Source organism: Mesorhizobium tianshanense (assembly GCF_007830515.1).
GTDB lineage: Bacteria > Pseudomonadota > Alphaproteobacteria > Rhizobiales > Rhizobiaceae > Mesorhizobium > Mesorhizobium tianshanense.
The window spans coordinates 113,964-140,352 of sequence record NZ_VLKT01000013.1; the positions used below are offsets into that span (position 1 = coordinate 113,964).

The window sequence follows — 26,389 nt, forward strand, 5'->3', positions numbered from 1 at the left end:
GCAACCTTTGCCTGCCCGATCTTGTCGGCGCCGCGGCATTGCGTCAAAGATGGGTTTGGACAAGAACCATAAGCTTTACCTATGGAGTGGCAATGCGAGCCCGGCAGCTCGAAGTGTTCATCGCCGTCATGCGCGCGGGCACCGTGACCGCCGCGGCGCGGATGCTGAACATCTCCCAGCCCGCCCTGAGCCAGATCCTGCTCCACACCGAGGACGAACTCGGTTTCACGCTGTTCGAGCGGGTGAAGGGCCGGCTGCGCCCGACCCCGGAGGCGCTTGAGATCTTTGCCGATGCCGAGAGGCTGTCGGCGGGGCTGGAGGGCCTGCGCCGCAAAACCACCGACCTGCGTCTGGGCCGAACTGGGCTGGTGCGGGTCGCGGCTTCGCCGCCGCCGGCCATGGCGATATTGCCGCGCGCGTTCACCGGATTCCGGGCGCAGCATCCCAATATTTTGCTGCGTTCCCATATGGCGCCGATCGCCGCGATCATCGACATGCTGCGCGCCGGCGATGTCAGCCTCGGCGTGGCCATGGACGACCGCCTGCCTCCCGATATCGAGGCGGAAGTGATCGGCAGCGTCGGCTTCTCATGCCTGCTGCCCGCTGGGCATGCGTTGGCCGGGAAAACCGAGCTGACGCTCGCCGATCTCGCCGGCGAAGAATTGATATCCTATCGCGGAAACACCCGTCCCGCCGACGAATTGGCTCATGCGGCCCGCGCGCAGGGCATCATGCTTTCGCCGTCGCTCGAGATCGACGTGTCCATCTCCGCGGTCGGCTTCGTCCAGGCCGGTCTGGGTATCGCGCTCGTCGACGCGCTGCTGCCGTGGCACCAGTTTGCCGGGCTTGCCGTCAGGCCGCTCGCGGCGGGGCCGGAATTTCCGATCGCGCTCCTGACCTCGCGCACACGGGCTCTTTCGCGGGCCGATGAGATGATGCGTGACCAAATCCGCGCTGCCTGTTCAACCATCCTGGGTGAATATCGCGCGAAAGCATAAGCAAGACTTATATCCTTGCCCGTCATACGTCTTGGACCGGGACCACCCAGCCATGCCAGCTTTCGGGCGGCAGACAGGAAGGAACGCGTCATGGACGGTGCCATCGCTTGCACGGCGGACGAAGCGCACGACGGAGCCGACTGGAAGGTCGGCGTCGATATCGGCGGGACATTCATCGATTTCTGTGCGCTCGAAGCCCGCTCCGGTCGCGTCGCCTCGCTGAAAGTGCTGACGACGCCGGAAGATCCGGGCGCCGAGCTGATGACGGGCCTCACCCTTCTTGCCGAACGCGAAGGCTTTGACCCTGCGCGCATGACGCGCTTCGTGCATGGCACGACCGTCGGCATCAACACGATCATTCAGCGCAAGGGCGCGCCGCTGGCGCTGTTCACCAATGCCGGCTTCGAGGACGTGATCGAACTCGCACGGTTGCGAATGCCGGACATGTATTCGCTGTTCTGCTCGCGGCCGGACCCGCTGATCTCGCGCGACATGGTGTTCGGCATTCCGGTTCGCATGCGTGCCGACGGATGCGAATCCCAGGCACCGGACATGGCGGCAGTGGAGAGGGCGGTGGCAGTGGCGAAGGCAAACGGGGCGCAAGGGATCATCGTGTCCTTCCTCCATGCCTGGCGCAATGCCGCGCAGGAGGCCGCCGTCAAGGCGGCGATTGGGCGTCTTGCGCCCGACCTCTTCGTCTTCTCCTCGGCCGAGGTGTGGCCGGTCATCCGCGAATATGAGCGCAGCTCGACCGCCATTCTCAATGGCTATGTCCATCCGCGCGTCTCGGGCTACCTGACGGCGCTGGAAGAGCGGCTGAAGGACCGCGGCGTGCCGGCCCGCCCCATGCTGACGAAGTCGAACGGCGGGCTGATGAACGCCGCCGAGGGCAAGCGTGCTTGCGTGAACATGCTGCTGTCGGGAACGGCCTCCGGCGTCATCGGCGCCTCGTGGCTGGCGCGTCAGGCAGGCGAAGACAAGGTTCTTACCCTCGATATCGGCGGGACCTCGGCCGACTTTGCACTCATCATCGGTGGCGAGGCGCAGTTCGGCACCGGTGAACTGATCGGCGAGTTTCCGCTGCACATCCCGTCTATCTCGGTGAGCTCGATCGGCGTCGGCGGCGGCTCGATCGCCAGTGTCGACGCGTTAGGGGTGCTGCGGGTCGGGCCGGAGTCGGCCGGTTCGACGCCAGGACCGGCATGCTATGGCCGTGGCGGCGAGCGGGCGACGGTGACGGACGCCATGGTGGTGTGCGGATGGCTCGGTCACAGCGAGATGGCCTACGGCCAGCTGCGGATCGATACCGGACTGGCGCATCGCGCGATCGGCGACCTTGCCGCCCGGCTCGGCCGCCCGGTCGAGCAGACCGCGCAGGCGATCCTCGACATCGCGGTGTCGGAGATGTTCGTCGAAGTCGAGAAACTCGCCTCGCGCGCCGGCGTGGACTTGCGCGATTTCACGCTGATGCCCTTCGGCGGCGGCGGCCCCATGCTAGGCGCCTTCCTTGCCCGCGAGCTCGGAATGAAGCGTGTCATGGCGCCGCGCCGTCCCGGCGTGGTGTCGGCGCTGGGTGGGTTGGTGGCGGATCTGCGCGGAGACTTCATTCGCACCATCTTCAGCCCGCTGTCGGGCACGTCGCTACCCACAATTCGCGAGGCCTTCGAGGCCCTGGCGCAAGAGGGTCGCGACTGGCTTGCGGCGCAGAGGCACGACGGGGCGGCGGAACTCAGTCTCTCCTGCGACATGCGCTACATCGGGCAGAGCTATGAGATCAACGTCGTGTTGTCGCCGGAATGGCTGGCGGACGGGAATGCGGCAGCTATCGAGCAGGCCTTCCACCTCTCCCATGAGCGGCTCTACGATTTCCACGACCCGGACGGCGCGATCGAACTTGTGAATGTCCGGCTATCCGCCGTAGGCGCGGGGCCGAAACTCTCTTTCCCGGAAGTCGACGTGATCGACGCCCCGGCCATTCCGGCGCGCCGGCTCCCGGTCTACACGGGCCTGAGCGTCGAGACCATCGACCTCCACGACCGGCAAGTCCTCGTGCCGGGCAGCACATTCCACGGGCCTGCCGTGGTCGTTCAGGAAGACACCACCTTCGCCATTCCCGCTGGAGCGCAGGCACGGGTCGACCGCCATCTCAACCTTCTGCTGACCTTCCCGGAGTGATGCCTTGTTTGACCGGACAAACCTTCAGGTTCTGGCGAACCACGCCCGCGCGGCGGCCGAGAACATGGCCCACACGCTGCACCGCACTGCGCACTCCGCCTTCGTCAAGGAGACGCAGGACTTCACGGTGATGCTGATGGACCGTTCAGGCGCGACCTTCGCCGTCCCAATGGAACTCGGCGCCACCTGGTATCCGGGGCTGTCCTATCACCGCGCGATCGCGATGGTCGACGACTACCGGCCGGGAGACGTTGCGTTCACCAACGATCCCTATTCCGGCTACGTTGCCACGCACGCACCCGACACGCATCTGTGGAAGCCGGTCTTCGTCGACGGCGAGATCGTCGCCTGGACCGGAGGGCACATCCACAACACCGACATGGGCGGGGCAGTGCCGGCCTCGCTCAGCCGGGCGCTGACCGAAATCCATCAGGAAGGGATTCGCTTTCCTCCCATGAAGCTGGTGAACGAGGGCGTCTTCGACGAGACGATCCTGCGGATCATGAGTACCAATGTGCGCAAGCCCGATCTCAATATCGGCGACATCAAGGCGCTGGTCGGCGCGCTCAACACCGGCGAGCGCAAGATCCAGGCGATGGTGAGGAAGTTCGGCAAGGCCGGCCTTATCGAGGGCGTTTCCGCTCTTCTCGACCATGCGGAGGCGCAGGCGCGCGATGTGCTGCGCGCCATACCTGACGGCACATGGGAATTCGCCGACTATGCCGACGAGGATTCAGTCGAGGCCAATCCGTGCCGGCTGAAGCTGACGCTGACGATCAGGGGTGACGAGGCGGTGCTCGACTTCGCCGGCTCCGATCCGCAGCTCGGCTCCTCGCTCAACGTGCCTTCAGGCGGCGACCCGCGACACACCATGCTGCTGGTTGGCGTCTATTACGTGCTCTACACGCTCAACCCGAAGATCTTGCTCAACACAGGCCTCACCCGGCCGTTTACCTGCATCGCACCCAGGGGGTCGGTGCTGAACCCCGTCCATCCCGCCGCCGTGGGCATGCGCTCGCTCACCTGCGCCCGGCTGCGGTCGGTCATCTTCGGCGCCTTCTCGCAGGCGGTGCCGGAGCGCCTGCCCGCGGCGCCGGCCGGCAACAACTGCATCGTCAACGTCATGACCACAGACGAGCGTACGAGCCGGACCATCATCACGGCGGTGAACCCGGTGGTGGGCGGCGGCGGCGCGATGCCGCACCGCGACGGAACCAACGGATCGGGCGCGGATGCAGCCTATCTCAAGAACACACCGATCGAGATCACCGAGACCGAGACCCCGGTCGAATTCGTGAAATACGGGCTCGCCCAGGACAGTGGCGGTGCAGGCCGCTGGCGCGGCGGCTTGGCGACCGAGATGGCCTTCCGCGTCTTCGCCCCCGACTCCAGGATCACGGCCCGCAACCGTGACCGCAGCTTCTTTCGTCCCTGGGGCGTGCTGGGCGGCAAGGCGGCCGGCTTGTCGGACATGGTCGTCAATCCGGGGACAGAGCACGAGCGGCGGCTGGGCAACATCGACACGGCGGTGCTGCAGCCCGGCGACGTGCTCGATATCCGCTCCGCCGGTGGCGGCGGGCGCGGCGATCCGCATCTGCGCGAGCCTTGGCTGGTCGCCCAGGATGTGCGGCGCGGCTATCTTTCACCGATAGCGGCCGAGCGCGACTATGGCGTCGTCATCTGCGGCGGCGAGGTCGACGAGCAGGCAACGGAAAGGCTGCGCGCACGGCAGGGGCCGGCCGCCGGCCATTTCCATTTCGGTCCGGAGCGCGAAGGCTACGAAGCGCAGTGGACGCCGTTGGCCTACGACCGGCTCACCGCCATACTGAGGGACTTGCCGATCCATTGGCGGTTCTTCGCCAAGACGGAGATCTTCCGCCGCATGGAGGAACGTTCGGGGCCGGAAGGCGTCCAGGCGGCTTTCGATGCGGCCTGCGAACGGTTCCCCGAACTGCCGCGTCCTCGTCCCGTGCGAGAGGCAGCGGAATGATCACCGCCGGCCGCATCGTCCGGCTGGCCGAGCGCGACCGGGCGCAGCTGCATTTCTTTCTCGACGGGCAGGTGCGAACTGCACTCGCGGGCGATACCGTACTGACCGCCATGCTGGCTTCAGGGCATGCGTTGCGAAAATCCGAGTTCGGACCCGAGTTGCGTGCCGGGTTCTGCCTGATGGGAGCCTGCCAGGATTGCTGGGTTTGGCAGGACGAGGGACCGCGCCTGCGGGCGTGCTCGGCACTTGTCACCGAAGGCATGCGGTTGCGCACGACGCCATCGGAGAGCTGGCCGTGAGCGAGACCTCATCGCCGCGGGTCGTGATTGTGGGCGCCGGCCCAGCCGGCATACGGGCGGCAGCTACGCTGGTCGAAGCCGGGGTCCACCCGGTGGTGATCGACGAAGGGCATTGCGCGGGCGGGCAGGTCTATCGCCGCCCACCTGCCGGGTTTATCCGCACGGCGAAGCAGCTCTACGGGTCGGAGGCGGCGAAGGCGCGCGCACTGCATGCGCTCTTCGATCGGCCGGCCAAAGACGGGCAGCTCACCCATTGCGCGGCGAGTTCGGTCATCGCAGTGCAGGAGGGTCGGCTGCACGTGCTGGGAGAGGGTGGCGTGCAGGTGATCAGCTACGATCGCCTGATCCTTGCCACCGGCGCATCCGACCGTGTCGCTCCGGTGCTGGGCTGGCAGAGCGCCGGCGTCTACAGCCTTGGCGCTGCACAGATCGCACTCAAGGCGCAGGGCGTGGCGCTCGGGCGGCGGGTCGTGCTGATGGGATCGGGGCCTTTGCTGACGCTGGTCGGCGCCCAGCTCGTCAAGGCTGGAGCGGATGTGGCGGCGGTGCTGGACACTTCTCCCTGGCACCGGCAGATGCGGGGGCTCTGGCGGCTTGCCGCCCGGCCGTTCGTCGCGTTGCGCGGTCTGGCCCTGCGGGCGAGGCTCGGCGGCCGCTACCATGCGGGCGTGACGCTGGAACGGATCGAGGCCGATGGGCAGGGTGTCACAGCGATGCGCTGGCGCGACGCCGGCGGACGGGAACGCCTCACTCCATGCGACATGATAGGCATGGGCTGGCACCTGCGGGCGGAGACGCATCTGGCCGACCTGGCGGGATGCGTCTTCACCTATGACGAACATTGGCGGCAATGGTTGCCAAAGACCGACCAGATGGGTCGTGCCGGCAACGGAGTCTATCTTGCGGGCGATGGGGTTCGTCTTCTGGGAGCGGATGGTGCGGAGATCGCTGGGCGTCTCGCTGCGGCGGCATGCCTTGCCGATCTCGGACATCCGGCGCCTTCCGCCTGCGCCGATCTGCGCAAGCTCGCGCGGCTCGAGCGCTTTGCCCGCGGCCTGGCTCGGGCCTTTCCCTGGCCGGCCGCGATGGTGCGGGCGCTCCCCAATGAAGCGATCGTCTGCCGCTGCGAGAACGTGACTGCTGGAAATGTACGCCAGAGTGTGGATTTCGGCGGCAGCGAGGCCAACAGGATCAAGTCGCTGTCGCGCGTCGGCATGGGGCGCTGCCAGGGGCGCTACTGCCAGTTGGCTGCCGTTGAGCTTGTTGCGGCGCAAGCCGGCTGCATGCCCGACGCTGTCGGCCGGTTTCGCGGGCAGGCTCCTGTCCGGCCAGCGCCTATCGGCGCTTTTCTGCGGAGCGGCTGATGCAGTTCCCGAGGCCGCGCGTGGATGAGGATCGCATCCTAGAAATCGGCGACCTTCCCCCAGGCCGAAGCGTCGAAGCGTCGGGGATCATAGGAGCTCGGATCGACGATTGGTTCCGACCCGGTCACAAGATCGGCGACGAGGTGCCCGGCGCCGGGTCCGATGCCGAAGCCGTGCCCCGAAAATCCGGCAGCCAGGAAGAAACCCGGAACGCTACGGATCTCGCCAATGGCGGGCACGCCGTCCGGCGTGCTGTCGATGTAGCCGGCCCAGGCCGCGCTGATCCTGGTCTGGCGCAGTGCCGGCAGCAGCTCGAGCGCCCGGGCGTGGGTCAGGCGGATGGTCGCCCGGTCCGGCGCCGGATCGAGGATGCGCATCCGCTCCATCGGCGTCGGCTGGTCGAGCCGCCAGTGCCGGAGCGCCTCGTGGCCCGAGCGCATGCCCTGCAGGCCGCCCGGCGCGAGGCTTCGCCAACGCTTCAGGAACATGGGCAGGAACTGCGAGGAGAAGCGCAACTGTTGCGGCGTGACGTCCACGCGACCGCGTCCGCTTATGGCGAGCGTATAGCCACCGTCGCCGCGACGCGTGGCCGAGATCCTTGCCGTGTGCAGCGCATCCGGCAGGCCCTCCGGGCTGGGCGAGACGGACAGGATGGAGGAGCGGATCGAAGCCTGCGGAAAGCGGAAGCCGAACTGCCGGCAAAAGGAGGAGGCCCAGGCGCCGCCAGCCAGGATCGCCACCTTGGTCCGGATGGTTCCGCTTTCCGTGACCACGCCGCTCAGGCGGCCGGCCTCGGTCTCGATACCGCGCGCAGCGCAATTCTGGTGCACTGTGCCCCCGAGCTTGAGGATGGCCCGGGCGACCGAGGGCGCTGCGCGCGACGGGTCGGCGGTGCCGTCGCTCGGCGAGAAGACGCCGCCCTTCCAGGTCCGGCCCGTGGCGCGGCCCCGCTCGCTGGCCCCAGCGCTGTCGAGCATGTGCGTGGTCACGCCCGCCGTTTTGGCGAAGTCACGCCAGCGCGCCCAGCCGGCCAGTTCCGGCTCGTCATTGCTGAGATAGAGCAGGCCGCAACGGCGAAATCCGGTGTCCTCGCCGGTTTCCGTCGCGAAGCTGTCCCACAGATCGAGGCTGCGGGTTGCCATCGGCAGCTCGCGCGCGTCGCGGTTCTGCTGGCGGCACCATCCCCAGTTCCTGGAGGACTGCTCGGCGCCGATGCGTCCCTTTTCGACAAGCGCGACCTTCCTGCCGCGCCTGGCCAGATAGTAGGCCGCGAACACACCGACGATGCCGCCGCCGATCACCACCGCGTCCGCGGACTGTGGCAGTTGGCCAGATGTCTCGATTTGCTGCAGCGGCGCGCGCATGGTCTCTCTACCTTGAAGCGCCAATCTAGCGCGTTGCACAGGCAGCCGCTGCTGCAGTTGAGGCCGAAGCAGAATTTTATTCCGGCAACCAGGCTGAAATCGGGAGTCGCTGCGTTAAAAGCGGTACCCGCTTGGATGGACAGGCCAGCGGGCTGTGGTAGTGTCGATGGAAATTAGTACGGCAGCATTTTGTGCTGTGGCATGCGATCTTCGGAGACGGCCGTGAAACTGGATCGGATCGACATCAAGATTCTTCACGAATTGCAGAAGAACGGCCGCATCACCAATGTGGATCTGGCCGATCTGGTGCATCTGTCGCCAAGCCCGTGCCTGATGCGGGTCAAGAAGCTCCAGTCGGAAGGCTACATCGAGGGCTATTCCGCGCAGGTCAACATCGGCAAGCTTGGCCAGACGCTGACCGTGTTCACCGAGATCACCTTGAAGAACCACCGCCAGCTGGACTTCGCCCGCTTTCTCGCAGTCGTGGAGAAGATCGACCAGGTCATCGAATGCCACCTGGTGTCGGGCGGCTACGACTACCTGATGAAATTCGTCACCGCAGGCATCGGCGAGTATCAGACGATCATGGAGCGGCTGACCGACATGGATATCGGCATCGACAAGTATTTCAGCTTCGTGGTGCTGAAGTCGCCCATCGTCAAGGCGCACATGCCGCTGCCCAGCCTGTTTCCGATGTAGTCAACGGTGACCGTACTGGCTGACGAGCTCGGGGTCTCGGACGAGGCCGTCGAGCCAGGTCGGGTCGAGCTTCGGCACTGAGGAGAACAGAAGCTTGGAATAGGGGTGGGTTGGCGCCGTCACCTTGTCGGGCGTGATCTGCTCCACTCGCTCCCCGTTGTACATGACCATGATCTCGTCGCAGATGGCCTCGACCACGGAGAGGTCGTGGCTGATGAAGATGTAGGAGAGTCCCAGTTCGCGCTGCAACTCCTTGAGCAGCTCGATCACTGCGGACGCTACCACTGTATCGAGCGCCGAGGTGATTTCGTCGCAGATGATGAGCTTGGGGGCGGCCGCCAGAGCGCGCGCGAAGTTGACGCGCTGCTTCTGGCCGCCCGAGAGTTCCGATGGGTGCCGGTAGCGCAGCGTTCTCGGCAGGCGCACCATATCGAGCAATTCGTCGACGCGCTTCGAGCGCGCCTGCCTGTCGAGCCGGTGATAGAAGGCCAGCGGACGGGAGATGATGTCTTCCACGGGCTTGGCCGGATTGAGCGCGGTATCGGCATACTGGAACACGATCTGCATCTCGCGCAGCTGGTCCTGGCTGCGTTTCCTGGCGGCGCGCTGTAGTTCCTTGCCGTCGAAGACGATGTCGCCGGCCGCCGCCGGATGGATGCCGGCGATGACGCGCGCCAGTGTCGATTTTCCGCAGCCGGATTCGCCGATGACGCCGAGATTGCGCCCCTTCTCGACGACCAGGCTGACGGAATCGACCGCGCGGATAAGTGGCAGTCCGTCAGCCCGCACCGCGCCATAACCTGCAGTCACATTGTCGATACGCAGCAGCTGCTTCGTCCCGGCATCCGCGTCTGCATGCGCCTGCCGCGGCTTCGGTTCGAAGGCCGCCAGCAGTTCGCGCGTATAGGGATGTTGGGCGGCCGAAAGGATTGCCGCCGTGGTGCCAGTCTCCTGCACCTCGCCGCCTTTCAGGACCACGATGCGGTCGGCGATCTGGGCAACGACCGCGAGGTCGTGGGAGACATAGACACCCGCGACCCCGCCCGCCCGCATGACTGACTTGAATGCCTTCAGCACGTCGATCTGCGTCGTCACGTCGAGTGCCGTCGTCGGCTCGTCGAAGATCACCAGCTTGGGATCGCCGATGAGCGCCATGGCCGCCGACAGCCGCTGCAATTGCCCGCCGGAAACCTGGTGCGGATAACGGGCGCCGATCCCTTCCGGATCCGGCAGCGACAAGGCCCTGAAAAGCTCGACCGCGCGCTGGCGGGCCCGCTCGGGCGGCATCAGTTTGTGAATCCGCGTGACCTCGATCACCTGCTCCATGACCGTGGAGGAGGGGTTGAACGAGGCGGCGGCACTTTGCGGAACATAGGCAATGTCGGTGCCGCGCAGCCTGGCGCGTTCCTTTTCGGAAAGGGCAGCCATGTTCCTGCCGCTAACATTGATCTCGCCGCCGGTGATCCGGCAGCCGGGCCGCGCATAGCCCATCAGCGAGAGCGCCACCGTGGTCTTGCCGGAGCCGCTTTCGCCGATCAGGGCGACGATCTCGCCATCGGCGATGTCGAGGCTGACGCCCTTGATGATTTCGACAAGCCGTCCGGAGTCGGTCTTCGCCTCGATCCGCAGGTTCCTGACCTCGACGAGATTGCTCATGCGTCCCGGTCCCTGATTTTCTGCGGCAAATTGTCGATGAGCAGGTTGACGCTGATGGTGAGGCTGGCGATTGCCAGCGACGGCACGATGACGGCGGGGGCCGCGAAGGGCAGGCCGCCGATGTTCTCGCGCACCAGCGCGCCCCAGTCGGCGAGCGGCGGCTGGAGGCCGAGCCCCAGGAAGGACAGGCCGGAGAGCAAAAGCACGATGAAGACGAAGCGCAGGCCGAAGTCGGCCAGCACCGGGCGGATGATGTTGGGCAGAATCTCGGACCCGATGAGATAGACTGTGCTCTCGCCACGGACGCGCGCGACGGTGATGAAGTCCATGGTGTTGATGTTGACGGCGAGCGCGCGCGCGAAGCGGTAGGCGCCAGGGATGTAGATGACGGCGAGCGTCAGGATCAGCACCGGGATCGACGAACCGACCGCGGCGACGACCACGAGGCCAAACAGTTTGCTGGGGATGGAGTTCATGGCGTCCAGGAAACGGCTGAGGCAGGTGTCTAGCCAGCCACCGGTGACGGCCGCGATCATTCCCAGCACGACGCCCGAGAAGCAGGCGATGGAGACGGCGGCGAGCGAAATGCCGACGGTGTAGCGGGCGCCCATCAGAACTCGCGAGAGCATATCGCGGCCCAGATAGTCCGAGCCGAGCCACAGTCCCTGGCGCATCGGGCCGAAATAGTCGTCGTCGACGATGTCGCCGATCGAATGAGGAATAACGTAGGGCGCCAAGATTGCGACGAGCGTCCACGCCAGAATGACCAGCGCGGCCACGACGCCCACGAGGCTGTAGCTGTGGCCCAGGAAGGACCGTCGGGAAGTTGTCGCGCGCGCTATCGTCATCTGAGCCTCGGGTTGGACAAGATGGCGACGATGTCGGCGGCGGTGATGAGGAAGAGATAGCCGAGGCAGAAGATCATCGCGCAACTCTGGATCAGCGGCAGGTCGCGGGTCGCGACCGCATCGACCATCAGCTTGGCAATGCCGGGATAGTTGAAGATCGTCTCGACGATGATGACGCCGCCGACCAGATAGGACAGCGAGAGCGCGACCGCATTGACGATCGGTCCGAGAGCGTTCGGAAGGGCGTGCCTCAGGACCATGCGGCTGCGCGAAGCACCTTTCAGAAGCGCCATCTCCACATAAGGCGTGGAGAGCGTCTCGATCACCGCGGCGCGGGTCATACGGATCATCTGTGCGGAGATGACGAAGGTGAGCGTGATCACCGGCATTGCATAGATGCGCACGAGGTCGGTCAGCGAATGCGCCTCATTGACCGAGGACAGAGCCGGCAGCCATTTGAGATAAACGGCGAAAAGCAGGACCGCGAGTGTCGCGACCATGAATTCCGGCACCGAGATGACGCCGATCGAAAGAATGGTGACGGTGCGGTCATAGACAGAGCCACGCAGCATGGCGGCGGTGATGCCGAGCGTTAGCGCCAATGGCACCGAGAGCAGCGTGGTGATGCCGGCAAGCTTCATGGTGTTGACCAGGCGCCCGCCGATCAGTGTCGCAACCGGCATCTCGTTGGCATAGGAGGTGCCGAGGTCGCCGTGGAGCAATCCCACAAGCCAGAGCAGGAAGCGCAGGATCGCTGGATCGTTGAGATGCATGGCCTCGCGCAGGCCAGCGACCGCTTCCGGAGTCGCCGCCTGGCCGAGCAGGATCGACGCGGTGTCGCCAGGCAGCATGCTGGTGGCGAAAAACACGGCGAACATGACGATCAAAAGCGTGATGACCGCGATCCCCAGCCGCTTCAGCACGAGGTTCAGAACCCCAGACTTCATGGAAGCGCTCCCTCCGGTTGTTCGGCCAAGCAATCTTGCGCAATGCAGTGCCGGGGGCTGGCTGACCGGCCCCCGGCAGGCTTCTCCTAGGCTTCGAGCCAGAGATATTCCGCCATTGCGTAGCCCATCATGCCACCGAGCGGGTTCGCCTCCAAACCCTTCACCTTGCTGGAGAGGGCATCCACGTTGGAAATGTAGGCCGGGATGATGGTGCCGGCCTCCTCGGAGACCATAGCCTGCATCTGGCCGTAGATCTCCTTGCGCTTGGCCTGGTCGAGCGAACCGCGCGCCTCGATGAGCAGCTTGTCGAACTTCTCGGACTTGTACTGGCTTTCGTTCCATGGCGCGTTGGACGCGTAAAGGAGCGAGAAGAGGATGTCCGGCGTTGGGCGCGGATTGATGTTGCCGAAATGGATCGGCGCCTTGAGCCAGTAATTGTCCCAATAGCCGTCGGACGGAACGCGCTGGACGTCGAGCTTCATGCCGATTTCCGCGCCGGCAGCCTGGATGATCATCGCCATGTCGATCGACGAGGTCGCCGCGTCGGAAGCGATCACCGGGATGGACTGGCCGAGCAGGCCTGCCTTCTGGAAGTGGAACTTCGCCTTGTCCGGGTCGAAAGCCTTCGGCTTGACGTCGGCGTTATGAAAGATATTCGCCGGCGAAACGGGCTGGTCGTTGCCGATTTCGCCGAGGCCGCGCAACGCCGATTTGACGATCTGCTCGCGGTTGACGAGATATTTCATGCCGGCCACGAAGTCGGCCTTGCTGCCCGGATCCATGTCGAGCCGAATGTTGAGGTCGGTGTAGTTGCCAGAGGTCGTCTTCGACAGTTCGAAGCCCTGCTGGCCTCCGATCAGCTTCATCGCCCGCGGATTGATGGCAGCGGCGAAATTGATGTCGCCGGACAGCAGCGCATTGACGCGGGCGCTGTCGTCGCTGATGGCGATGAATTCAAAAGAGTCGAGATAGGGTTTGCCCGACTTCCAGTAGTTCTTGTTCTTGGTGACCACCGAACGCACACCCGGATCGAACGTTTGCAGCACGAAGGCGCCGGTGCCATTGCCCTTGGAGAAGTCGGTGGTGCCGTCCGCCACGATCATGAAGTGGTGCAACGCCAGGATGGTCGGAAGGTCTGCATTCGGGTCGGCCAAGGTGATTTCGACTGTCGACTTGTCGACCGCCTTGAAGCTGGTCATCTGCGCGGCGATCTTGGCGACCTTGGAGCCGACCGCCGGATCAAGATGACGCTTCAGCGAGAAGACGACGTCTTCTGCGGTGAGGTCCTTGCCGTCGTGGAACGTGACGCCCTTGCGCAGCTTTACGGTCCAGGTCTTGGCGTCCTTGCTGTCGAAGCTCTCGGCCAGCTCCATCTGCGTGACGCCGTCCTTGTCGAGGAACGTCAGGCGATTATAGAGCGAGCAGCAGCGCACATAGTCGGTGGAAAGCGACGCCTTTGCAGGATCAAGCGTATCGGCGGTCGATGACGACCATCCGGCCGCCTTGAAATTTCCGCCGGAAACCGGCTCGGCGGCGACGGCATTGGTGGCGCGGCCGAGCACCACGCTGCCCGCGACAACCGCGGCGCCGCCGGCCAGCAGCATCTTGAGAAGTTCGCGGCGGCTCGCGCCCCGCCGAATGGCATTTTCGACCATGGCATCGTCTGCTCTGGTCCAATTCGAGATCTTGTCGGTCATGTTATTCCCCTTTCTGTTTGTTTCGTCGGGATGCTCGTCTTGTCGCGGCTTTCCGGGCTTGGGCTCAAGTTCGTTCCTTCAAGCTTTCCCGCACGGCCTCCGCCAACGCGGCCATCGAGGTGAAATGGTAGTCCGGCACGGTGAAGCGCTCCGGCTCGATCGTGCCGCCATAGCCCTTCTGGGCATGCCGGCGCTCGATCCAGCAATTGGTCAACCCAAGCGCCCGGGATATGCCGATATCGTGATACTGGCTTTGCGCGACGTGCAGGATGTCGTCCTTGCTATCACCCCGGGAGCCGACGAAATCGAAGACCTTTTGGAAATAGGCCGGGTCCGGTTTTTCCGTGCCGGTATCGTCGGCCGTGAACGTTGCGAAGAAGGGCGATCCAAGCTGCTTCTCGAAATGGTCGAGCGCCCAGCGCCGGGCATTGGTCATGGCAATGAGCTTGTGCGATTTCGCAAGCTCGGCCAATGCCGCCGCGCTGTCGGGAAAACCTTGCCAGGCGCTGGCGGAGTCCCGCAGGCGGACGCCGTACTTCTCCTCGGCCGGCAGGCCGAGCTGCGGCGCAATGACCATATAGACACGCACCAGATCGTCGGGAAACAGGCCGGCATCGGGCATGTAGCGCGCCTGCCGGTACAGGGCCAGCGCGGCTTCGCCATCGATGGAGACGCCAAGGTCGGCGGCAATCCCGGCCAGGCAGGCCGTTATGCCACCCTCGAAGTCGATCAGCGTGCCGACGACGTCGAAGGTCATGTATTTGAACTCGCTAAAGCCCCTGGCCAAGACTGGCTCTCCTCTGCGCGCGGTCGAATTGCATGGTGCTGAACAGAACAAAATTCCGTGCTGTCCGGGCCGTCGACCTTTTCAAAGGCTCGAAAATTCGGGCCTTCTGGCCTTGTCTTAAGAGCAGTCTGGCACTTCCCCCGCGCTGGATTCGCCGAAAAGCCGCAAGGCTGCGGCACAAAATTGCGAAATCGTCTGCCCCGGCGCTATTTCGAAACACGCGGTATTCGTCTCCCGTCATGCCAGGGCCTGGCGCACATCTGGATCGTCCAGCGTCTGGTCGAGCGTCCGGCGCGTGCGCTCGATGATCGCGTCGATGTCGTCGCCGGTGCAGCAGAGCGGGGGAGCATAGCCGAGAACCCCGTTGGCAAAGGCACGGATGATGAGGCCATTGTCCCACGCCCTGTCGAAGACGCGCCGCGCGGGCACGGCCGATGCGGGAAGTGGTATCTTCTTCTCCTTGTCGACCACCAGTTCGATCGCGGCAAGCATGCCGCGACCGCGCACATCGCCGACGAGCGGGTGATCGCTCAGGCCTTCCAATCCTGCCATCAGGCGAGCGCCGGCCTTGATGCCATTCTCCAGAAGGCCGTCTTCATAGAGCTTAAGCACCTCGAGCGCGACGGCGGCGCTGACGGGATGGGCGGAATAGGTGTAGCCGTGGCCGACCGCCGAGGCGCCCGCGCCATCAGCGATGACGTTGTAGACATGATCGGCCATGAACACGGCACCCATAGGAACATAGCCCGATGTCAGGCCCTTCGCAGTCGTCATGAAGTCGGGAACGATGTCCTCGTCCGTGCAGGCGAACAGGGGTCCTGTGCGGCCGAAGCCGGTGATCACCTCGTCGGCGATGAACAGGATGTCGTACTCCCGGCAGAGTTCGCGCATCGCCTTGATCCAGCCCTTCGGCGGGACTATGACGCCGCCTGAGCCCTGGATCGGCTCGGCATAGAAGGCAGCGACGCGCTCCGGTCCGATCTCCTCGATCTTGGCCTTCAACGCAGCGAGCGATGCGGCGATGATCGCGTTCCCGTCCTCACCTACCGGGTTGCGATAAGGATAGGGGGAGGGGATCTTGTGCTGCCATTCGAAGGGAATGCCGAAGCCGGCGTGAAAGGCGGGCAAAGCGGTCAGGCCCGCGCCGACCACCGACGACCCGTGATAACCCTGCTCGATGGAAATGAACTGGTCGCGTTTCGGCTCGCCCCTGGCATTCCAGTAATAGCGGACGAAACGGATCGTGCTGTCGACCGCGTCCGATCCGCCGAGCGTAAAATAGACGTGATTGAGATCCCCGGGCGCGCGCTCGGCCAGTTCCGAGGCGAGCCGGATGGCCGGCTCCGAGCCGAGGTCGAAATAGGCGGTGGCATAGGGAAGCTCGCGCATCTGCCGGGCCGCCGCCTCGACGATGCTGTCGTGGCCGTAGCCGGCATTGACGCACCACAGCCCTGCGAAACCATCGATAAGTTGCCGGCCGGATGCATCGGTCACGGTCGCCCCCTTCGCCGATTTCAAGACGCGCACGCCAAGAGCCTCGTGGCCGCGATATGAGGAAACCGGATGGATGAGATGGGCGCGGTCGAGTTCGATCAGGGAATTGGCGAGCATTGTTGTCCTCCGGACTAGCCGAGCGCCTGGTTGGCGAGGGCGTAAACTTTTGGTCTGGCCCGTTCGGCGCCATTCTTGGGCGGGCGGTCCATGGCCACGCCGCCGCCGACATGGGCGAGGCCGATTTCCCCGAGCCAGCCGGCGATGCCGGTCCTGCTGTCGGTATCCACGCGCAGGAAGGCGCCGGGGCGGGGTGCAGCGAAGAAGCCGATCAGGGCCTTTGCGGCGTCGGCACTTCCCGCGATGACCGGACCGATCACCTCGCCGCGTCCGAACGGGCGGATCGCAGCATAAGCCTCGATGGCGCCGTTGCGGCGGATTACCGCGAATTGGCCGCGCTCCGCCAGAGCATCGATCAGGGCTTCACGGTCGGCGCCATAGGCGTCGCGGTCCAGCGCCTTGATGTCCGGCAGATCGCTGGTAACTGCTGCTTCCACGGCGTCGGGCGCGCCAAGCTCTGCAACCTTGCCCTGATGCTGCAGGATCGCACCAGAGGGCACGAAACCCAGTTTCTGGTAGAGAGGCATGCCATCCACCGTCGCGACAAGCCGCAGCGGACGGTCGCCGGCAAGGGCGAGGGCCTTGTCCATGAGCCGGCGCCCGAGCCCCTTGCCCCGCACATTCCTGTCGACGATCACCATGTTGATCATGGCGCAATCCGTGCCGTAGGGCGTTACCAGGATGGTTCCGGTGACACGGCCCTGGTCGTCGAGCGCGACCGCGCCGCGCGAGAGCTGCAGCGCCATCTGCCAGTCCTGCGCGCGATGCGGCCAATTCTCCTGGAGAGAAAGCGCTACAGCCCCCTCGATATGATCCGGCCCGAAGGCCTGGATTTCGATCTCGCCCTGCTGCATGAGGCATCCCTATCGTCTGCTGCCCAAGTCTCGACCATCGGCGCGCCGCAGATCGTCTGAAGGCTTTAGCTTCGACAGTATCTTTCGCCGTAGCGCGAGGGGTGCGCCGCATCTTGTGCTGGCACCGTCCGCGACGGATGCGTTCCACGTGACGCGCTACGCCGCCATCGACTGGCAAGATGCTACAGCGTGCCAAACCGGATGGCGGATACGGAACTTTCTGCTTTCGGGAGGGCCATTTCGGTCACGTGGGCCGCCACGTGCCGGCCTATGATGAAATACATCCCAGCGCGGATGTACTTCCACCGGAGATCGACGGACATGGCTTCTTTCAGGCCCAAATACATCACCTTCGACTGCTATGGCACGTTGACCCATTTCCAGATGGCGGAAGCGGCGCGCGATCTCTACGGCAGCCGGCTCGACGAGCCGCGCATACAGGAGTTCATCAAGAACTTCGCGGCCTATCGGCTCGACGAGATCATGGGCGACTGGAAGCCCTATGCCGAGGTCGTCCACAACGCGCTCGAGCGCTCCTGCAAGCGCAACGGCGTCACCTTCAGCGTCGACGACGCCAGGATGGTGTATGAGCGAGTCCCGACCTGGGGACCCCACGCCGACGTTCCGGCCGGCCTTGCCAAGGTGGCCAGGGAAATTCCGCTGGTCATCCTCTCCAACGCCATGAACGCGCAGATCATGTCCAATGTCGAGAAGCTCGGCGCACCATTCCATGCCGTCTACACGGCAGAGCAGGCGCAGGCCTACAAGCCCCGTTTCCAAGCCTTCGAATATATGCTGGACATGCTGGGCTGCGGCCCGGAGGACATCCTTCACTGCTCGTCCTCGTTCCGCTACGACCTGATGTCGGCACACGATCTCGGCATCAAGAACAAGGTCTGGGTCAATCGCGGTCACGAACCGGCCAACCCGTACTACGGCTATGTCGAGATCGCCGACATTTCGGGTCTTGCGGGCGTGGTCGGTCTCTGAAACAGGGCGGGTTGCCGATGAAATTGGTCTCCTACTGGCACGACACAGCTCCCGTCTTTTCCGGCGGGGCGCAAGGCCCGGTCGAGGGGCACTACGATGCCGCCATCATCGGCGGCGGCTTCACCGGTCTCGCCGCCGCGCGACAACTGGCGAAGGCCGGCGCCAAGGTGGCGGTGCTGGAGGCGGAGCGGGTGGGCTGGGGCGCATCCGGGCGCAATGGCGGGCACCTGAACAACGGCCTCGCCCATAGCTACCTTTCGGCCAGGGCGGAGCTCGGCAAGGAACGGGCAATCGCGCTCTACCGTGCGCTGGACGACTCCATCGACACCATCGAGGCGCTGGTCGCCGAGGAAGGCATCGACTGCAATTTCCGCCGCGCCGGCAAGCTGAAGCTCGCCTCCAAGCCGCAGCATTTCGAAGCGATCACCCGCAACTTCGAAGCCCTTCATGCGGAAGTGGATCCGGATACGGCATTGCTGTCTGCGGCCGATCTCAGATCCGAGATCGGCTCGCCCTTCCACGGCGCGATGCTATCGAAGAAGAGCGCCATGATGCATATGGGCCGCTATGTCGCAGGTTTGGCCACGGCCGCCGCCCGCCACGGTGCGGTGATCCACGAGAACGCGGCGGTGACCGACCGGAAGCAGGCCGGTGGCAGGCATGAGCTGACCACCTCGCGCGGACGGATCAGCGCCGACAATGTGCTGGTGGCGACCGGAGCCTACACCACGCCGAATTTCGGCTATTTCCGCCGGAGGATCATCTCCGTCGGCAGCTTCATCATCGCCACGCGGCCGTTGAGCGACGCCGAGATCGCCGTGACAATGCCCGGCAACCGGACGTGCGTGACCTCAATGAACATCGGCAACTACTTCCGGCTTTCGCCGGACAGACGCCTGATCTTCGGCGGCCGCGCGCGCTTCTCTGCGACATCGGACCAGCGCTCCGACGCCAGGAGCGGACAGATCTTGCAGGCAGGCCTCGCGGCGATCTTCCCGCAGCTCGCCAAGGTCGAGACCGACTATTGCTGGGGCGGGCTGGTCGACATGACCAAGGATCGCTTCCCGCGCGCCGGCTACCATGACGGTGTCTGGTACGCGATGGGCTATTCCGGCCACGGCGCGCAGCTTTCCACCCATCTCGGCATGATCCTGGCCGATGCCATGCTCGGCCGCGAGGACCGCAATCCGATGAAGGGGCTCGATTGGCCGTCCATTCCCGGCTATTCCGGCAAGCCCTGGTTCCTGCCGATGGTCGGCCTCTACTACAAGGCGCTCGACCGGATTCAGTGATCGTCGATCGGGCGTGGCCGGGCCTCAGCCCAGCCCGCCCATGTGGAAGCTCTTCATCTCGAGATATTCTTCGATGCCGGCCTGCGCCCCCTCACGGCCGAGGCCGGACTGCTTGACGCCGCCGAAGGGGGCCACTTCCATCGAGACCGAGCCGGTGTTGAGCCCCACCATGCCGAACTCCAGCGCCTCGCCGACGCGCCAGGCGCGTTTCAGGTTTTCGGTGTAGAAGTAGGAAGCAAGCCCGTAGGGCGTGCCGTTGGCCAGCGCGATCGCCTCATCTTCCGTCTCGAAACGGAAAAGCGGCGCGACCGGGCCGAAGGTTTCCTCGCCGGCGAGCTGCATCTCTTTCGTGGCGCCGGTCAGCACCAGCGGCGCGACATACTGAGGACCGTCGGGCAATGCCGGCCTCGTTGTGATGATCGCCGCGCCTTTGGCGAGCGCATCCTCGACGTGGCGGTTGATCTTCTCGACCGCCGCCATGTTGATCATCGGCCCGATGGCGACACCGGGTTCTGTGCCCGGTCCTACCTTCATGGCGTTGACGCGAGCGGAAAGCTTCGCGGCGAAGGTTTCGTAGACACCGGCCTGGACGAGGATGCGGTTGGCGCAGACGCAGGTCTGGCCGCCGTTGCGGAACTTCGAGACAAGCGCGCCCTCGACGGCGAGATCGAGATCGGCGTCGTCGAAGACGATGAGGGGCGCGTTGCCGCCGAGTTCGAGGCTGAGCCGTTTCACGGTATCGGCCGCGCCGCGCATCAGCAACGAACCGACCCGCGTCGAGCCGGTGAAGGAGATCTTGCGAACGGTCTCGTTCGCCATGATCTCGTTGCCGATCCCTGCGGGCATGCCGGTGACGATGTTGATGACGCCGGCGGGGATGCCCGCGCGTTCGGCAAGCACGCCGAGCGCCAGCGCCGAATAGGGCGTGAACTCGGATGGCTTGATCACCACTGTGCACCCGGCCGCCAACGCCGGCGCGACCTTGCGGGTGATCATCGCGGTGGGGAAGTTCCACGGCGTGATGATGCCGCACACCCCGACTGGTTCCTTCAGCACGATGATGCGCCGGTCTGGCGTCGGCGAGGGGATGGTGTGGCCATTGATGCGACGCGCCTCCTCCGCAAACCATTTGACGAAGGAAGCGCCGTAACGGATCTCGCCTTTGGCCTCGTCCAGCGGCTTGCCCTGTTCCGTCGTCAGGATCAGCGCCAGATCGTCAAGATGGGCGAGCATCAGGCCATGCCAGGCTTCCAGGAGGCTAGCGCGTTCGGCATTGGTCTTCTTCCAGTCGCCATAGGCGGAAGCTGCGGCCTCTATGGCCGCGCGGGTCTCCGGACCGGCCATATCGGGCACTGTGCCGATCGCGGCCTGGGTCGCCGGATCGACGACATCGACCGCCCTGCCGGAGCCGGAAGCGACCCATTTGCCGCCGATCAGGCCGGCTTCGCGGAAGAGACTTTTGTCTTTCAGGTTTTTCATCGAAAACGACCTTGCAATCAGGTGAGCGCCGCGACGACCGCGGCCGTGATGGCCTCCGTCCGGTCCTTGCCGGGAATGGTGCCTATGCCTCTGGCGGTTACGGCCTCGACCGCCTTCATGACGCGGCCAGCCGCAACCTTTTCGCCGAGATGATCGAGCATCATGGCGCCTGACCAGATGGCGGCGATCGGATTGGCGATGCCCAGATGGGCGATGTCGGGCGCGGAGCCGTGCACCGGCTCGAACATGGAAGGCGCCGAGCGGTCCGGGTTGATGTTGGCGGAGGCGGCGTAGCCGAGCCCACCCTGGATCGCCGCGCCGATATCGGTCAGGATGTCGCCGAACAGGTTGGAGGCGACGACCACGTCAAGGCTCTCCGGCGCCATGATCATGCGCGCGGCGAGCGCGTCGACGTGATAGCTGGTCACTTCGACCTCCGGATAATTCGAAGCCAACTTTCGTGTGATCTCGTCCCAGAACACCATCGAGTATTTCTGCGCGTTGGACTTCGTCACGGAGGCAAGCTTGCCCTGCCGCGACCGCGCCTGCTCGAAGCCGAAGCGCAGGATGCGCTCGACGCCGGCACGAGTGAAGATCGAGGTCTCCACCGCAACTTCGTCCAGCGTGCCTTGATGCACGCGCCCGCCGGCGCCCGAATATTCGCCCTCGGTGTTCTCGCGGATGCACAGGATGTCGAAGCTCTCGGCCCGCAGTGGGCCCGTCACGCCCGGCAGCAGGCGGTGCGGCCGGATGTTGGCATATTGCACGAACGCCTTGCGGATCGGCAGCAGCAGGCCGTGGAGCGAGACCGAATCCGGTACCTCCGCCGGCCAGCCGACGGCGCCGAGAAGAATGGCGTCGAAACCGCGTAAGCTGTCGATGCCATCCTCTGGCATCATGCGGCCGGTTTCCTTGAAGAAGCGGCAGGACCAAGGGAATTCGGTTCCCGCCAGGGCAAAGCCGAAGTTTCTGGCCGCCGTTTCCAGCACCGACCAGGCGGCGGCGGTCACATCGCGGCCGATGCCGTCACCGGGGATCAGGGCGATCGAGTAGGACTTCATCTGCATCTCTCTTCAAAGACTGATCAGGACGCTCTTGGTCCTGCGGTTGGCGAGGTAGGCCTCGCGGCCGAGATCCTTGCCGATGCCGGAGCGCTTGTAGCCGCCGGTCGGCAGGATATGGTCGCGCGAGCGGCTGTAACGGTTGACCCATACGGTGCCGGCTTCGAGCTTTCGCGCGAAGCGGATCGTGCGGGACAGGTCGGTGGTAAACAGGCCGGAGGCCAGCCCGTATGTCGGATGGCTGGATAGCGTCAGCGCCTCTTCCTCGGTTTCGAAGGTCTGGACAGTCAGGACCGGGCCGAAGATTTCCTCGACGATCGCCGGATTGGCCTGGTCGATATTGGCGATCAGCGTCGGCTGGTAGAAATAGCCGGGGCTGACCATGACGCCGCCACCGGTCAGGCATTCGCCGCCGGCCTCGATCGCGGCCCGCACGATGCTGTCGACACGCGCCCGCTGCCGTTCCGAGATAACAGGCGAATACTGCGTCGCCTCGTCCCAGGTCGGGCCGGGCAGCACCGCCTTCATCCTCTCCAGGATGGCGGCCGTCAGCCTGTCGGCCACGCTGTTCTCGACGATCAGGCGCGTGCCGGCCACGCAGGCCTGGCCAGCATTGAAGGTGACGCTGCCGGCGATCGCTGTCGCCGTCTTGTCCAGATCGGCATCGGCAAAGACGATCTGCGGGCTCTTGCCGCCGAGTTCCAGCGTCATCGGCTTGACGCCGGTGCGGGCGACGTTCTCCATGATGGCCGAGCCGGCGCGGGTCGAGCCGGTGAAGCTGACCTTGGCAATCTCGGAATGGCCGGTCAGCGCCGTGCCGGTCGTCGGACCGTCGCCGAGCACCACGTTGACAAGCCCGGCCGGCAGGCCAGCCCTGACGGCGAGCTCTGCCATATAGACGGCCGAGAAGGGTGTCATTTCCGACGGCTTCAGTACGACCGCGTTGCCCGCGGCCAGCGCCGGGCCGAGCTTCCATCCGGCCATGGAGACAGGGAAGTTCCAGGGCGTGATCGCGCCGACCACGCCATAGGGCTCGCTCATGATCATGCCCAGAGTGGTGTCGTCGGTCGGCACGAGCTCGCTGCCTTCCTTGTCGGCGAACTCGGCGAAGAAGCGAATCTGCTCGGCGGTCACGGCGATGTCGCCGGCAACGAGCTGACCCACGGGCCGGGTGGAGCACAGCGCCTCGATCCTGGCCAGCGTTCCGGCTTTCGCCTCGATCAGGTCGGCCCAGGCGTGAAGCGCCCTGGTGCGCTCGCGCGGCCGAACGCCGCCCCAGTTGCTGGCCTTCAGCGCCGCCTTGGCGGCTTCCACCGCACGGTCGACCATGTCTAAGCCAGCTACAGGGCAGGCAGCATATGAGCTACCGTCCGAGGGGCGGCGCATTTCGATCCCGCCCTCGGTCGAGATCAATTCCCCGCCGATGAAGTGGCCGACAGGGAGGGGGATTGTATTGGGATCGAAGCTCAGGCTCATCGACAACCACTCTGCGGCATCGGCCGGAGCTTAGCGCGTGCCGGCACGCAGCATGCGCTGTTCGGTGATCCGCCACCGACGAATGTTGCGTGCCGGGCGTGAGAGACGGCAAAATCTTCCGCGCAGGCCGGCACCTCGCGCTGGTTCCGTTACCCGACGGTCACGTAGATCTTGCGCACTGTTTCGATGGTCTTCCAGACACCGGTGAAGCCGGGCTTCATCACGAAGCTGTCGCCGGGGCGGTGGACCACCGTTTCTCCGGCGCCGGGCGTGATTTCGATCACGCCGGAGAGGATGTGGCAAAACTCGAAAGTGTCGCCCTTGATCGAGCGCGTCTCTCCCGGCGTCGTCTCCCAGACGCCGGTGTGGACGAGGTCGGACTTGGCGACATCCTGCGCCCAGGTCTTGAAGGCGGGGTTGCCCGCAATCAGTCGTTCGGGCAGCGCCCTGGATTCGCGCGGCGGGAAGGCTGGGCTGGTGTCGACGGTTTTGAGCAGGGACAAGGGATAACCTTTCATTTGGACGTCAATAGCCGCGCGACCGGTCGATGAGCCCGATTGGATCGAGCCCGGCGCGGTGACGCTTGATGTTGTCGATGACGGCCCGCGCGGCGGTCGCTGGCTGGGTGACGCTGGCGATATGCGGCGTCAGAATGATCTTCGGATGCGACCAGAACGGATGTCCCGCGGGCAGCGGTTCGGGATCGGTCACGTCGATCATCGCCGCCGAAAGTTGACCGCGGTCGAGCGCGGCGACAAGCGCTTCATGATCTAGCTGCGGCCCCCGGCCCGTGTGGACGAGTGCCGCGCCCTTTGGCAGTTTCGCGAACAGGTCCGCATCGAGGAAACCGCGCGTGTCCTCGGTCAGCGGCAGCAGGCAGGCCAGTATGTCGCTGGCCGCGAGCATTTCCTCCAGCCCAAGCTCACCATGATGACAGGTCACGCCCTCGATCCGCCGCGGCGAGCGGCTCCAGCCGGCGAGCGTGAAACCGAAGGGCTTCAGCCGGTCAAGGACGGCCTGGCCGAGTTGCCCGAGGCCGAGCACCCCGAGCCGGCGCGACCCGACCTGTGCCTGCGGGATATCGCGCCATTCGCCAGCGCGCTGCTGCGCCAGATAGGCAGGCAGGTTGCGGTGCAGCGCGAGCACGGCCAGCGTCACATATTCCTGCATCATGTGCACGATGCCTTCCTCGATCATGCGCACGATCTTCACGTTCGGAGGCACCGCATCGAGGCGAAGCTGGTCGACACCGGCGCCGATGGAAAACAGGATTTCCAGGTTCCTGTAGCGGGCGAGATTGTCCGGAACGCTCCAGCTGATCAGATAACGCACGGCGCCGGGATCGACCGTTGCGGCATCGATCGTGAAGGGGACATCCGGTAGTTCCCTCGCGAAGGCATCGGCGAAGATCGCCCCGCGCCGCGCATCCGAATTGAACAGGAATGTCATTCCGGTTCCCCTTCAAGCAGCGCAGCGGGCGCCCAGCGCCTCGATCAATCGCTGGCAGGCGGCGAGTTCGCTGGTGAGAATGTACTCATCCGGCTTGTGGGCGCGGTCGATGTCGCCGGGGCCGCAGATGATCGCATCGAACCCGGCGGCCTGGTAAAGTCCGGCCTCCGTGCCGTAGCTGACCGCGGCAAGCGGCACCTCGCCTGTCAGTTCGCGCAGCAGTCCCGCCAGTGCCGCATCTTGTGGCAACGACAGCGCCGGATAGGCACTCATCGGCGTCCACTCGATCCGAAAGCCATCGACCGCAAGGGTCTCGGCCCGCGCCTTGACGGGCGCGAGCAGGCTGGCCGGGTCGATGCCGGGTATGGCACGCGCCTCCAGGTCCAGTGTGCAGGTGTCGGGAATAATGTTGACCGACTGTCCGCCCGCTACCACGCCCGCCTGCAGCGAGGAGTAGGGCGGCTCGAAGGAAGGGTCGAACGGACCGTGCGTCAGCCGCTCGGCTTCGCTCACGGCCGCGCTCAGCGCGCCAGCCATGGCGTGGATGGCGTTGAGGCCGAGATCGGGCCTCGAGGAATGGCCGGCGCGCCCATTGATGATCACACGGGCGGCCGCCTTGCCCTTGTGGCCGCGCACGGCGCGCATGCCGCTCGGCTCGCCGACGATGACGCCGAGCGGCTTCGCGCAAAGTTTGGGAAGGCGGGCGATCAGGTGCCGCACGCCGCGGCAGCCCACCTCCTCGTCGTACGAGAAGGCGAGGTGGATTGGCCTGGCAAGGCGAAGTCCCGCAAGCACAGGCACGGCCGCTAGTGCCGCGGCAAGAAACCCCTTCATGTCCGTCGTGCCGCGTCCGTAGTGCCGTTCACCCTCCCGGCGCAGCGTAAAAGGAGCCGAACTCCATTGCGGCTCGCCGGCGGGAACGACGTCCATGTGGCCGGACAGGATGTAGCCCGGGACATCGACGGGGCCGATTGTCGCGAAAAGATTGAAACGGTCGCCTTCCGGCCCTGCTAGAACGGTGACCTTCGTCCCGTGCTCTGCGAGCTGGGTCTCGATCCAGCCGGCTATGTCACCGTTCGGCTTGCCAGCGACCGATGGAAAGGCGACGAGACGGTCGAGGATGTCGAAGACGTCCATTCCAGCCCTCAAAGCATTTCAGGTTCGCCGGGATCGGTGCCGTCGACCGTATGCTGCTAGATTTCCGGAGAGGATGTGCGCGTTCTTTCGAGATTGCGTGCCGAAAGCGGAAGTGTTTCAGTTGAATCTTGCGTTGGTAGGCGGCTTTCGAGCAAATCGTACGGGCCTGGTTGTTTAGCGTTGGCCGGCAGGGAGCGGCCCCGGTGTGTCGCCCTC

The 26,389-nt window shown here is 65.1% G+C and carries 22 protein-coding genes; 8 read left to right on the forward strand and 14 right to left on the reverse strand.

Annotation, left to right across the window (positions count from 1 at the left end; genetic code table 11):
- The first annotated feature begins 92 nt into the window (after nucleotides 1-92).
- The 5 genes from IQ26_RS12710 to IQ26_RS12730 all read left to right on the forward strand — a co-directional run bounded on the left by IQ26_RS12710 (nucleotide 93) and on the right by IQ26_RS12730 (nucleotide 6,826).
- Nucleotides 93-998, forward strand: coding sequence for a LysR family transcriptional regulator (locus tag IQ26_RS12710; protein WP_145717405.1), 906 nt, complete (start codon nucleotides 93-95; stop codon nucleotides 996-998).
- 90 nt (nucleotides 999-1,088) lie between these two features.
- On the forward strand, nucleotides 1,089-3,173 hold the full coding sequence (locus IQ26_RS12715; RefSeq protein ID WP_145717407.1) for a hydantoinase/oxoprolinase family protein: 2,085 nt from the start codon (nucleotides 1,089-1,091) through the stop codon (nucleotides 3,171-3,173).
- A 4-nt stretch (nucleotides 3,174-3,177) separates the two neighbouring features.
- Complete coding sequence (locus tag IQ26_RS12720; RefSeq protein WP_145717409.1) at nucleotides 3,178-5,163, forward strand: hydantoinase B/oxoprolinase family protein; 1,986 nt, start codon at nucleotides 3,178-3,180, stop codon at nucleotides 5,161-5,163.
- Nucleotides 5,160-5,462 carry a (2Fe-2S)-binding protein gene (locus IQ26_RS12725; RefSeq protein WP_145717411.1) on the forward strand — a complete coding sequence of 101 codons (303 nt, stop codon included), beginning with the start codon at nucleotides 5,160-5,162 and terminating at the stop codon, nucleotides 5,460-5,462. Before IQ26_RS12720 ends, IQ26_RS12725 begins: the two co-directional genes overlap by 4 nt.
- Nucleotides 5,459-6,826 carry an FAD/NAD(P)-dependent oxidoreductase gene (locus IQ26_RS12730; protein ID WP_145717413.1) on the forward strand — a complete coding sequence of 456 codons (1,368 nt, stop codon included), beginning with the start codon at nucleotides 5,459-5,461 and terminating at the stop codon, nucleotides 6,824-6,826. The genes IQ26_RS12725 and IQ26_RS12730 overlap by 4 nt, the downstream gene beginning before the upstream one ends.
- A gap of 38 nt (nucleotides 6,827-6,864) precedes the next feature.
- Here IQ26_RS12730 and IQ26_RS12735 read toward each other — a convergent pair whose 3' ends face one another.
- Nucleotides 6,865-8,190, reverse strand: coding sequence for an NAD(P)/FAD-dependent oxidoreductase (locus IQ26_RS12735; RefSeq protein WP_145717415.1), 1,326 nt, complete (start codon nucleotides 8,188-8,190; stop codon nucleotides 6,865-6,867).
- Nucleotides 8,191-8,412: 222 nt separating this feature from the next.
- On the opposite strand from IQ26_RS12735, the gene IQ26_RS12740 reads away from it, so the two are divergent.
- On the forward strand, nucleotides 8,413-8,889 hold the full coding sequence (locus IQ26_RS12740) for an Lrp/AsnC family transcriptional regulator (RefSeq protein ID WP_145717416.1): 477 nt from the start codon (nucleotides 8,413-8,415) through the stop codon (nucleotides 8,887-8,889).
- Here IQ26_RS12740 and IQ26_RS12745 read toward each other — a convergent pair whose 3' ends face one another.
- The 7 genes from IQ26_RS12745 to IQ26_RS12775 form a co-directional block, all read right to left on the reverse strand.
- Nucleotides 8,890-10,545 carry an ABC transporter ATP-binding protein gene (locus tag IQ26_RS12745; protein ID WP_145717418.1) on the reverse strand — a complete coding sequence of 552 codons (1,656 nt, stop codon included), beginning with the start codon at nucleotides 10,543-10,545 and terminating at the stop codon, nucleotides 8,890-8,892.
- Nucleotides 10,542-11,393 carry an ABC transporter permease gene (locus IQ26_RS12750; RefSeq protein ID WP_145717420.1) on the reverse strand — a complete coding sequence of 284 codons (852 nt, stop codon included), beginning with the start codon at nucleotides 11,391-11,393 and terminating at the stop codon, nucleotides 10,542-10,544. Before IQ26_RS12750 ends, IQ26_RS12745 begins: the two co-directional genes overlap by 4 nt.
- Nucleotides 11,390-12,340 carry an ABC transporter permease gene (locus IQ26_RS12755; protein WP_145717422.1) on the reverse strand — a complete coding sequence of 317 codons (951 nt, stop codon included), beginning with the start codon at nucleotides 12,338-12,340 and terminating at the stop codon, nucleotides 11,390-11,392. Before IQ26_RS12755 ends, IQ26_RS12750 begins: the two co-directional genes overlap by 4 nt.
- 86 nt (nucleotides 12,341-12,426) lie before the next feature.
- Entirely contained in the window at nucleotides 12,427-14,037 is a 1,611-nt protein-coding gene (locus IQ26_RS12760; RefSeq protein ID WP_145717424.1) for an ABC transporter substrate-binding protein, read from the reverse strand.
- 64 nt (nucleotides 14,038-14,101) lie between these two features.
- On the reverse strand, nucleotides 14,102-14,794 hold the full coding sequence (locus IQ26_RS12765; RefSeq protein WP_407660313.1) for an HAD-IA family hydrolase: 693 nt from the start codon (nucleotides 14,792-14,794) through the stop codon (nucleotides 14,102-14,104).
- Nucleotides 14,795-15,061: 267 nt separating this feature from the next.
- Nucleotides 15,062-16,435: an aspartate aminotransferase family protein gene (locus IQ26_RS12770; RefSeq protein WP_145717428.1), complete on the reverse strand. Its 1,374-nt coding sequence runs from the start codon at nucleotides 16,433-16,435 to the stop codon at nucleotides 15,062-15,064.
- A gap of 14 nt (nucleotides 16,436-16,449) precedes the next feature.
- A complete protein-coding gene (locus IQ26_RS12775) occupies nucleotides 16,450-17,289 on the reverse strand; it encodes a GNAT family N-acetyltransferase (protein ID WP_145717430.1) in 840 nt (279 codons plus the stop codon).
- A gap of 321 nt (nucleotides 17,290-17,610) precedes the next feature.
- Here IQ26_RS12775 and IQ26_RS12780 point away from each other — a divergent pair, with 321 nt between their 5' ends.
- Together IQ26_RS12780 and IQ26_RS12785 are read left to right on the forward strand one after the other, a co-directional pair.
- The gene (locus IQ26_RS12780) at nucleotides 17,611-18,279 is read left to right on the forward strand and encodes a haloacid dehalogenase type II (protein ID WP_145717432.1); all 669 of its coding nucleotides are present in this window, start codon (nucleotides 17,611-17,613) and stop codon (nucleotides 18,277-18,279) included.
- 17 nt (nucleotides 18,280-18,296) lie between these two features.
- Nucleotides 18,297-19,571: an NAD(P)/FAD-dependent oxidoreductase gene (locus IQ26_RS12785; RefSeq protein WP_145717434.1), complete on the forward strand. Its 1,275-nt coding sequence runs from the start codon at nucleotides 18,297-18,299 to the stop codon at nucleotides 19,569-19,571.
- Nucleotides 19,572-19,595: 24 nt separating this feature from the next.
- On the opposite strand, the gene IQ26_RS12790 is transcribed toward IQ26_RS12785, so the two are convergent.
- The 6 genes from IQ26_RS12790 to argE all read right to left on the reverse strand — a co-directional run bounded on the left by IQ26_RS12790 (nucleotide 19,596) and on the right by argE (nucleotide 26,173).
- Nucleotides 19,596-21,050 carry an NAD-dependent succinate-semialdehyde dehydrogenase gene (locus tag IQ26_RS12790; protein ID WP_145717436.1) on the reverse strand — a complete coding sequence of 485 codons (1,455 nt, stop codon included), beginning with the start codon at nucleotides 21,048-21,050 and terminating at the stop codon, nucleotides 19,596-19,598.
- Between the two features lie 17 nt (nucleotides 21,051-21,067).
- Nucleotides 21,068-22,111: a tartrate dehydrogenase gene (locus IQ26_RS12795; protein WP_145717438.1), complete on the reverse strand. Its 1,044-nt coding sequence runs from the start codon at nucleotides 22,109-22,111 to the stop codon at nucleotides 21,068-21,070.
- Nucleotides 22,112-22,123: 12 nt separating this feature from the next.
- On the reverse strand, nucleotides 22,124-23,587 hold the full coding sequence (locus IQ26_RS12800) for an aldehyde dehydrogenase family protein (RefSeq protein WP_145717440.1): 1,464 nt from the start codon (nucleotides 23,585-23,587) through the stop codon (nucleotides 22,124-22,126).
- Between the two features lie 149 nt (nucleotides 23,588-23,736).
- Nucleotides 23,737-24,090, reverse strand: a complete 354-nt coding sequence (locus tag IQ26_RS12805; protein WP_145717483.1) for a cupin domain-containing protein — start codon at nucleotides 24,088-24,090, stop codon at nucleotides 23,737-23,739.
- Between the two features lie 22 nt (nucleotides 24,091-24,112).
- Nucleotides 24,113-25,036 (reverse strand): 2-hydroxyacid dehydrogenase, encoded by a 924-nt coding sequence (locus IQ26_RS12810; protein ID WP_145717442.1) that lies wholly within the window; start codon nucleotides 25,034-25,036, stop codon nucleotides 24,113-24,115.
- A 12-nt stretch (nucleotides 25,037-25,048) separates the two neighbouring features.
- Nucleotides 25,049-26,173, reverse strand: coding sequence for an acetylornithine deacetylase (argE, locus tag IQ26_RS12815; protein WP_145717445.1), 1,125 nt, complete (start codon nucleotides 26,171-26,173; stop codon nucleotides 25,049-25,051).
- Between the last annotated feature and the right edge of the window lie 216 nt (nucleotides 26,174-26,389).

Coding starts and splice junctions, on each gene's coding strand:
- IQ26_RS12710 (WP_145717405.1), top strand. CDS start 93: ATGCGAGCCCGGCAGCTCGAAGTGTTCATCGCCGTCATGCGCGCGGGC.
- IQ26_RS12715 (WP_145717407.1), top strand. CDS start 1,089: ATGGACGGTGCCATCGCTTGCACGGCGGACGAAGCGCACGACGGAGCC.
- IQ26_RS12725 (WP_145717411.1), top strand. CDS start 5,160: ATGATCACCGCCGGCCGCATCGTCCGGCTGGCCGAGCGCGACCGGGCG.
- IQ26_RS12735 (WP_145717415.1), bottom strand. CDS start 8,190: ATGCGCGCGCCGCTGCAGCAAATCGAGACATCTGGCCAACTGCCACAG.
- IQ26_RS12745 (WP_145717418.1), bottom strand. CDS start 10,545: ATGAGCAATCTCGTCGAGGTCAGGAACCTGCGGATCGAGGCGAAGACC.
- IQ26_RS12750 (WP_145717420.1), bottom strand. CDS start 11,393: ATGACGATAGCGCGCGCGACAACTTCCCGACGGTCCTTCCTGGGCCAC.
- IQ26_RS12755 (WP_145717422.1), bottom strand. CDS start 12,340: ATGAAGTCTGGGGTTCTGAACCTCGTGCTGAAGCGGCTGGGGATCGCG.
- IQ26_RS12760 (WP_145717424.1), bottom strand. CDS start 14,037: ATGACCGACAAGATCTCGAATTGGACCAGAGCAGACGATGCCATGGTC.
- IQ26_RS12765 (WP_407660313.1), bottom strand. CDS start 14,794: ATGACCTTCGACGTCGTCGGCACGCTGATCGACTTCGAGGGTGGCATA.
- IQ26_RS12770 (WP_145717428.1), bottom strand. CDS start 16,435: ATGCTCGCCAATTCCCTGATCGAACTCGACCGCGCCCATCTCATCCAT.
- IQ26_RS12775 (WP_145717430.1), bottom strand. CDS start 17,289: ATGCAGCAGGGCGAGATCGAAATCCAGGCCTTCGGGCCGGATCATATC.
- IQ26_RS12780 (WP_145717432.1), top strand. CDS start 17,611: ATGGCTTCTTTCAGGCCCAAATACATCACCTTCGACTGCTATGGCACG.
- IQ26_RS12785 (WP_145717434.1), top strand. CDS start 18,297: ATGAAATTGGTCTCCTACTGGCACGACACAGCTCCCGTCTTTTCCGGC.
- IQ26_RS12790 (WP_145717436.1), bottom strand. CDS start 21,050: ATGAAAAACCTGAAAGACAAAAGTCTCTTCCGCGAAGCCGGCCTGATC.
- IQ26_RS12795 (WP_145717438.1), bottom strand. CDS start 22,111: ATGAAGTCCTACTCGATCGCCCTGATCCCCGGTGACGGCATCGGCCGC.
- IQ26_RS12800 (WP_145717440.1), bottom strand. CDS start 23,587: ATGAGCCTGAGCTTCGATCCCAATACAATCCCCCTCCCTGTCGGCCAC.
- IQ26_RS12810 (WP_145717442.1), bottom strand. CDS start 25,036: ATGACATTCCTGTTCAATTCGGATGCGCGGCGCGGGGCGATCTTCGCC.
- argE (WP_145717445.1), bottom strand. CDS start 26,173: ATGGACGTCTTCGACATCCTCGACCGTCTCGTCGCCTTTCCATCGGTC.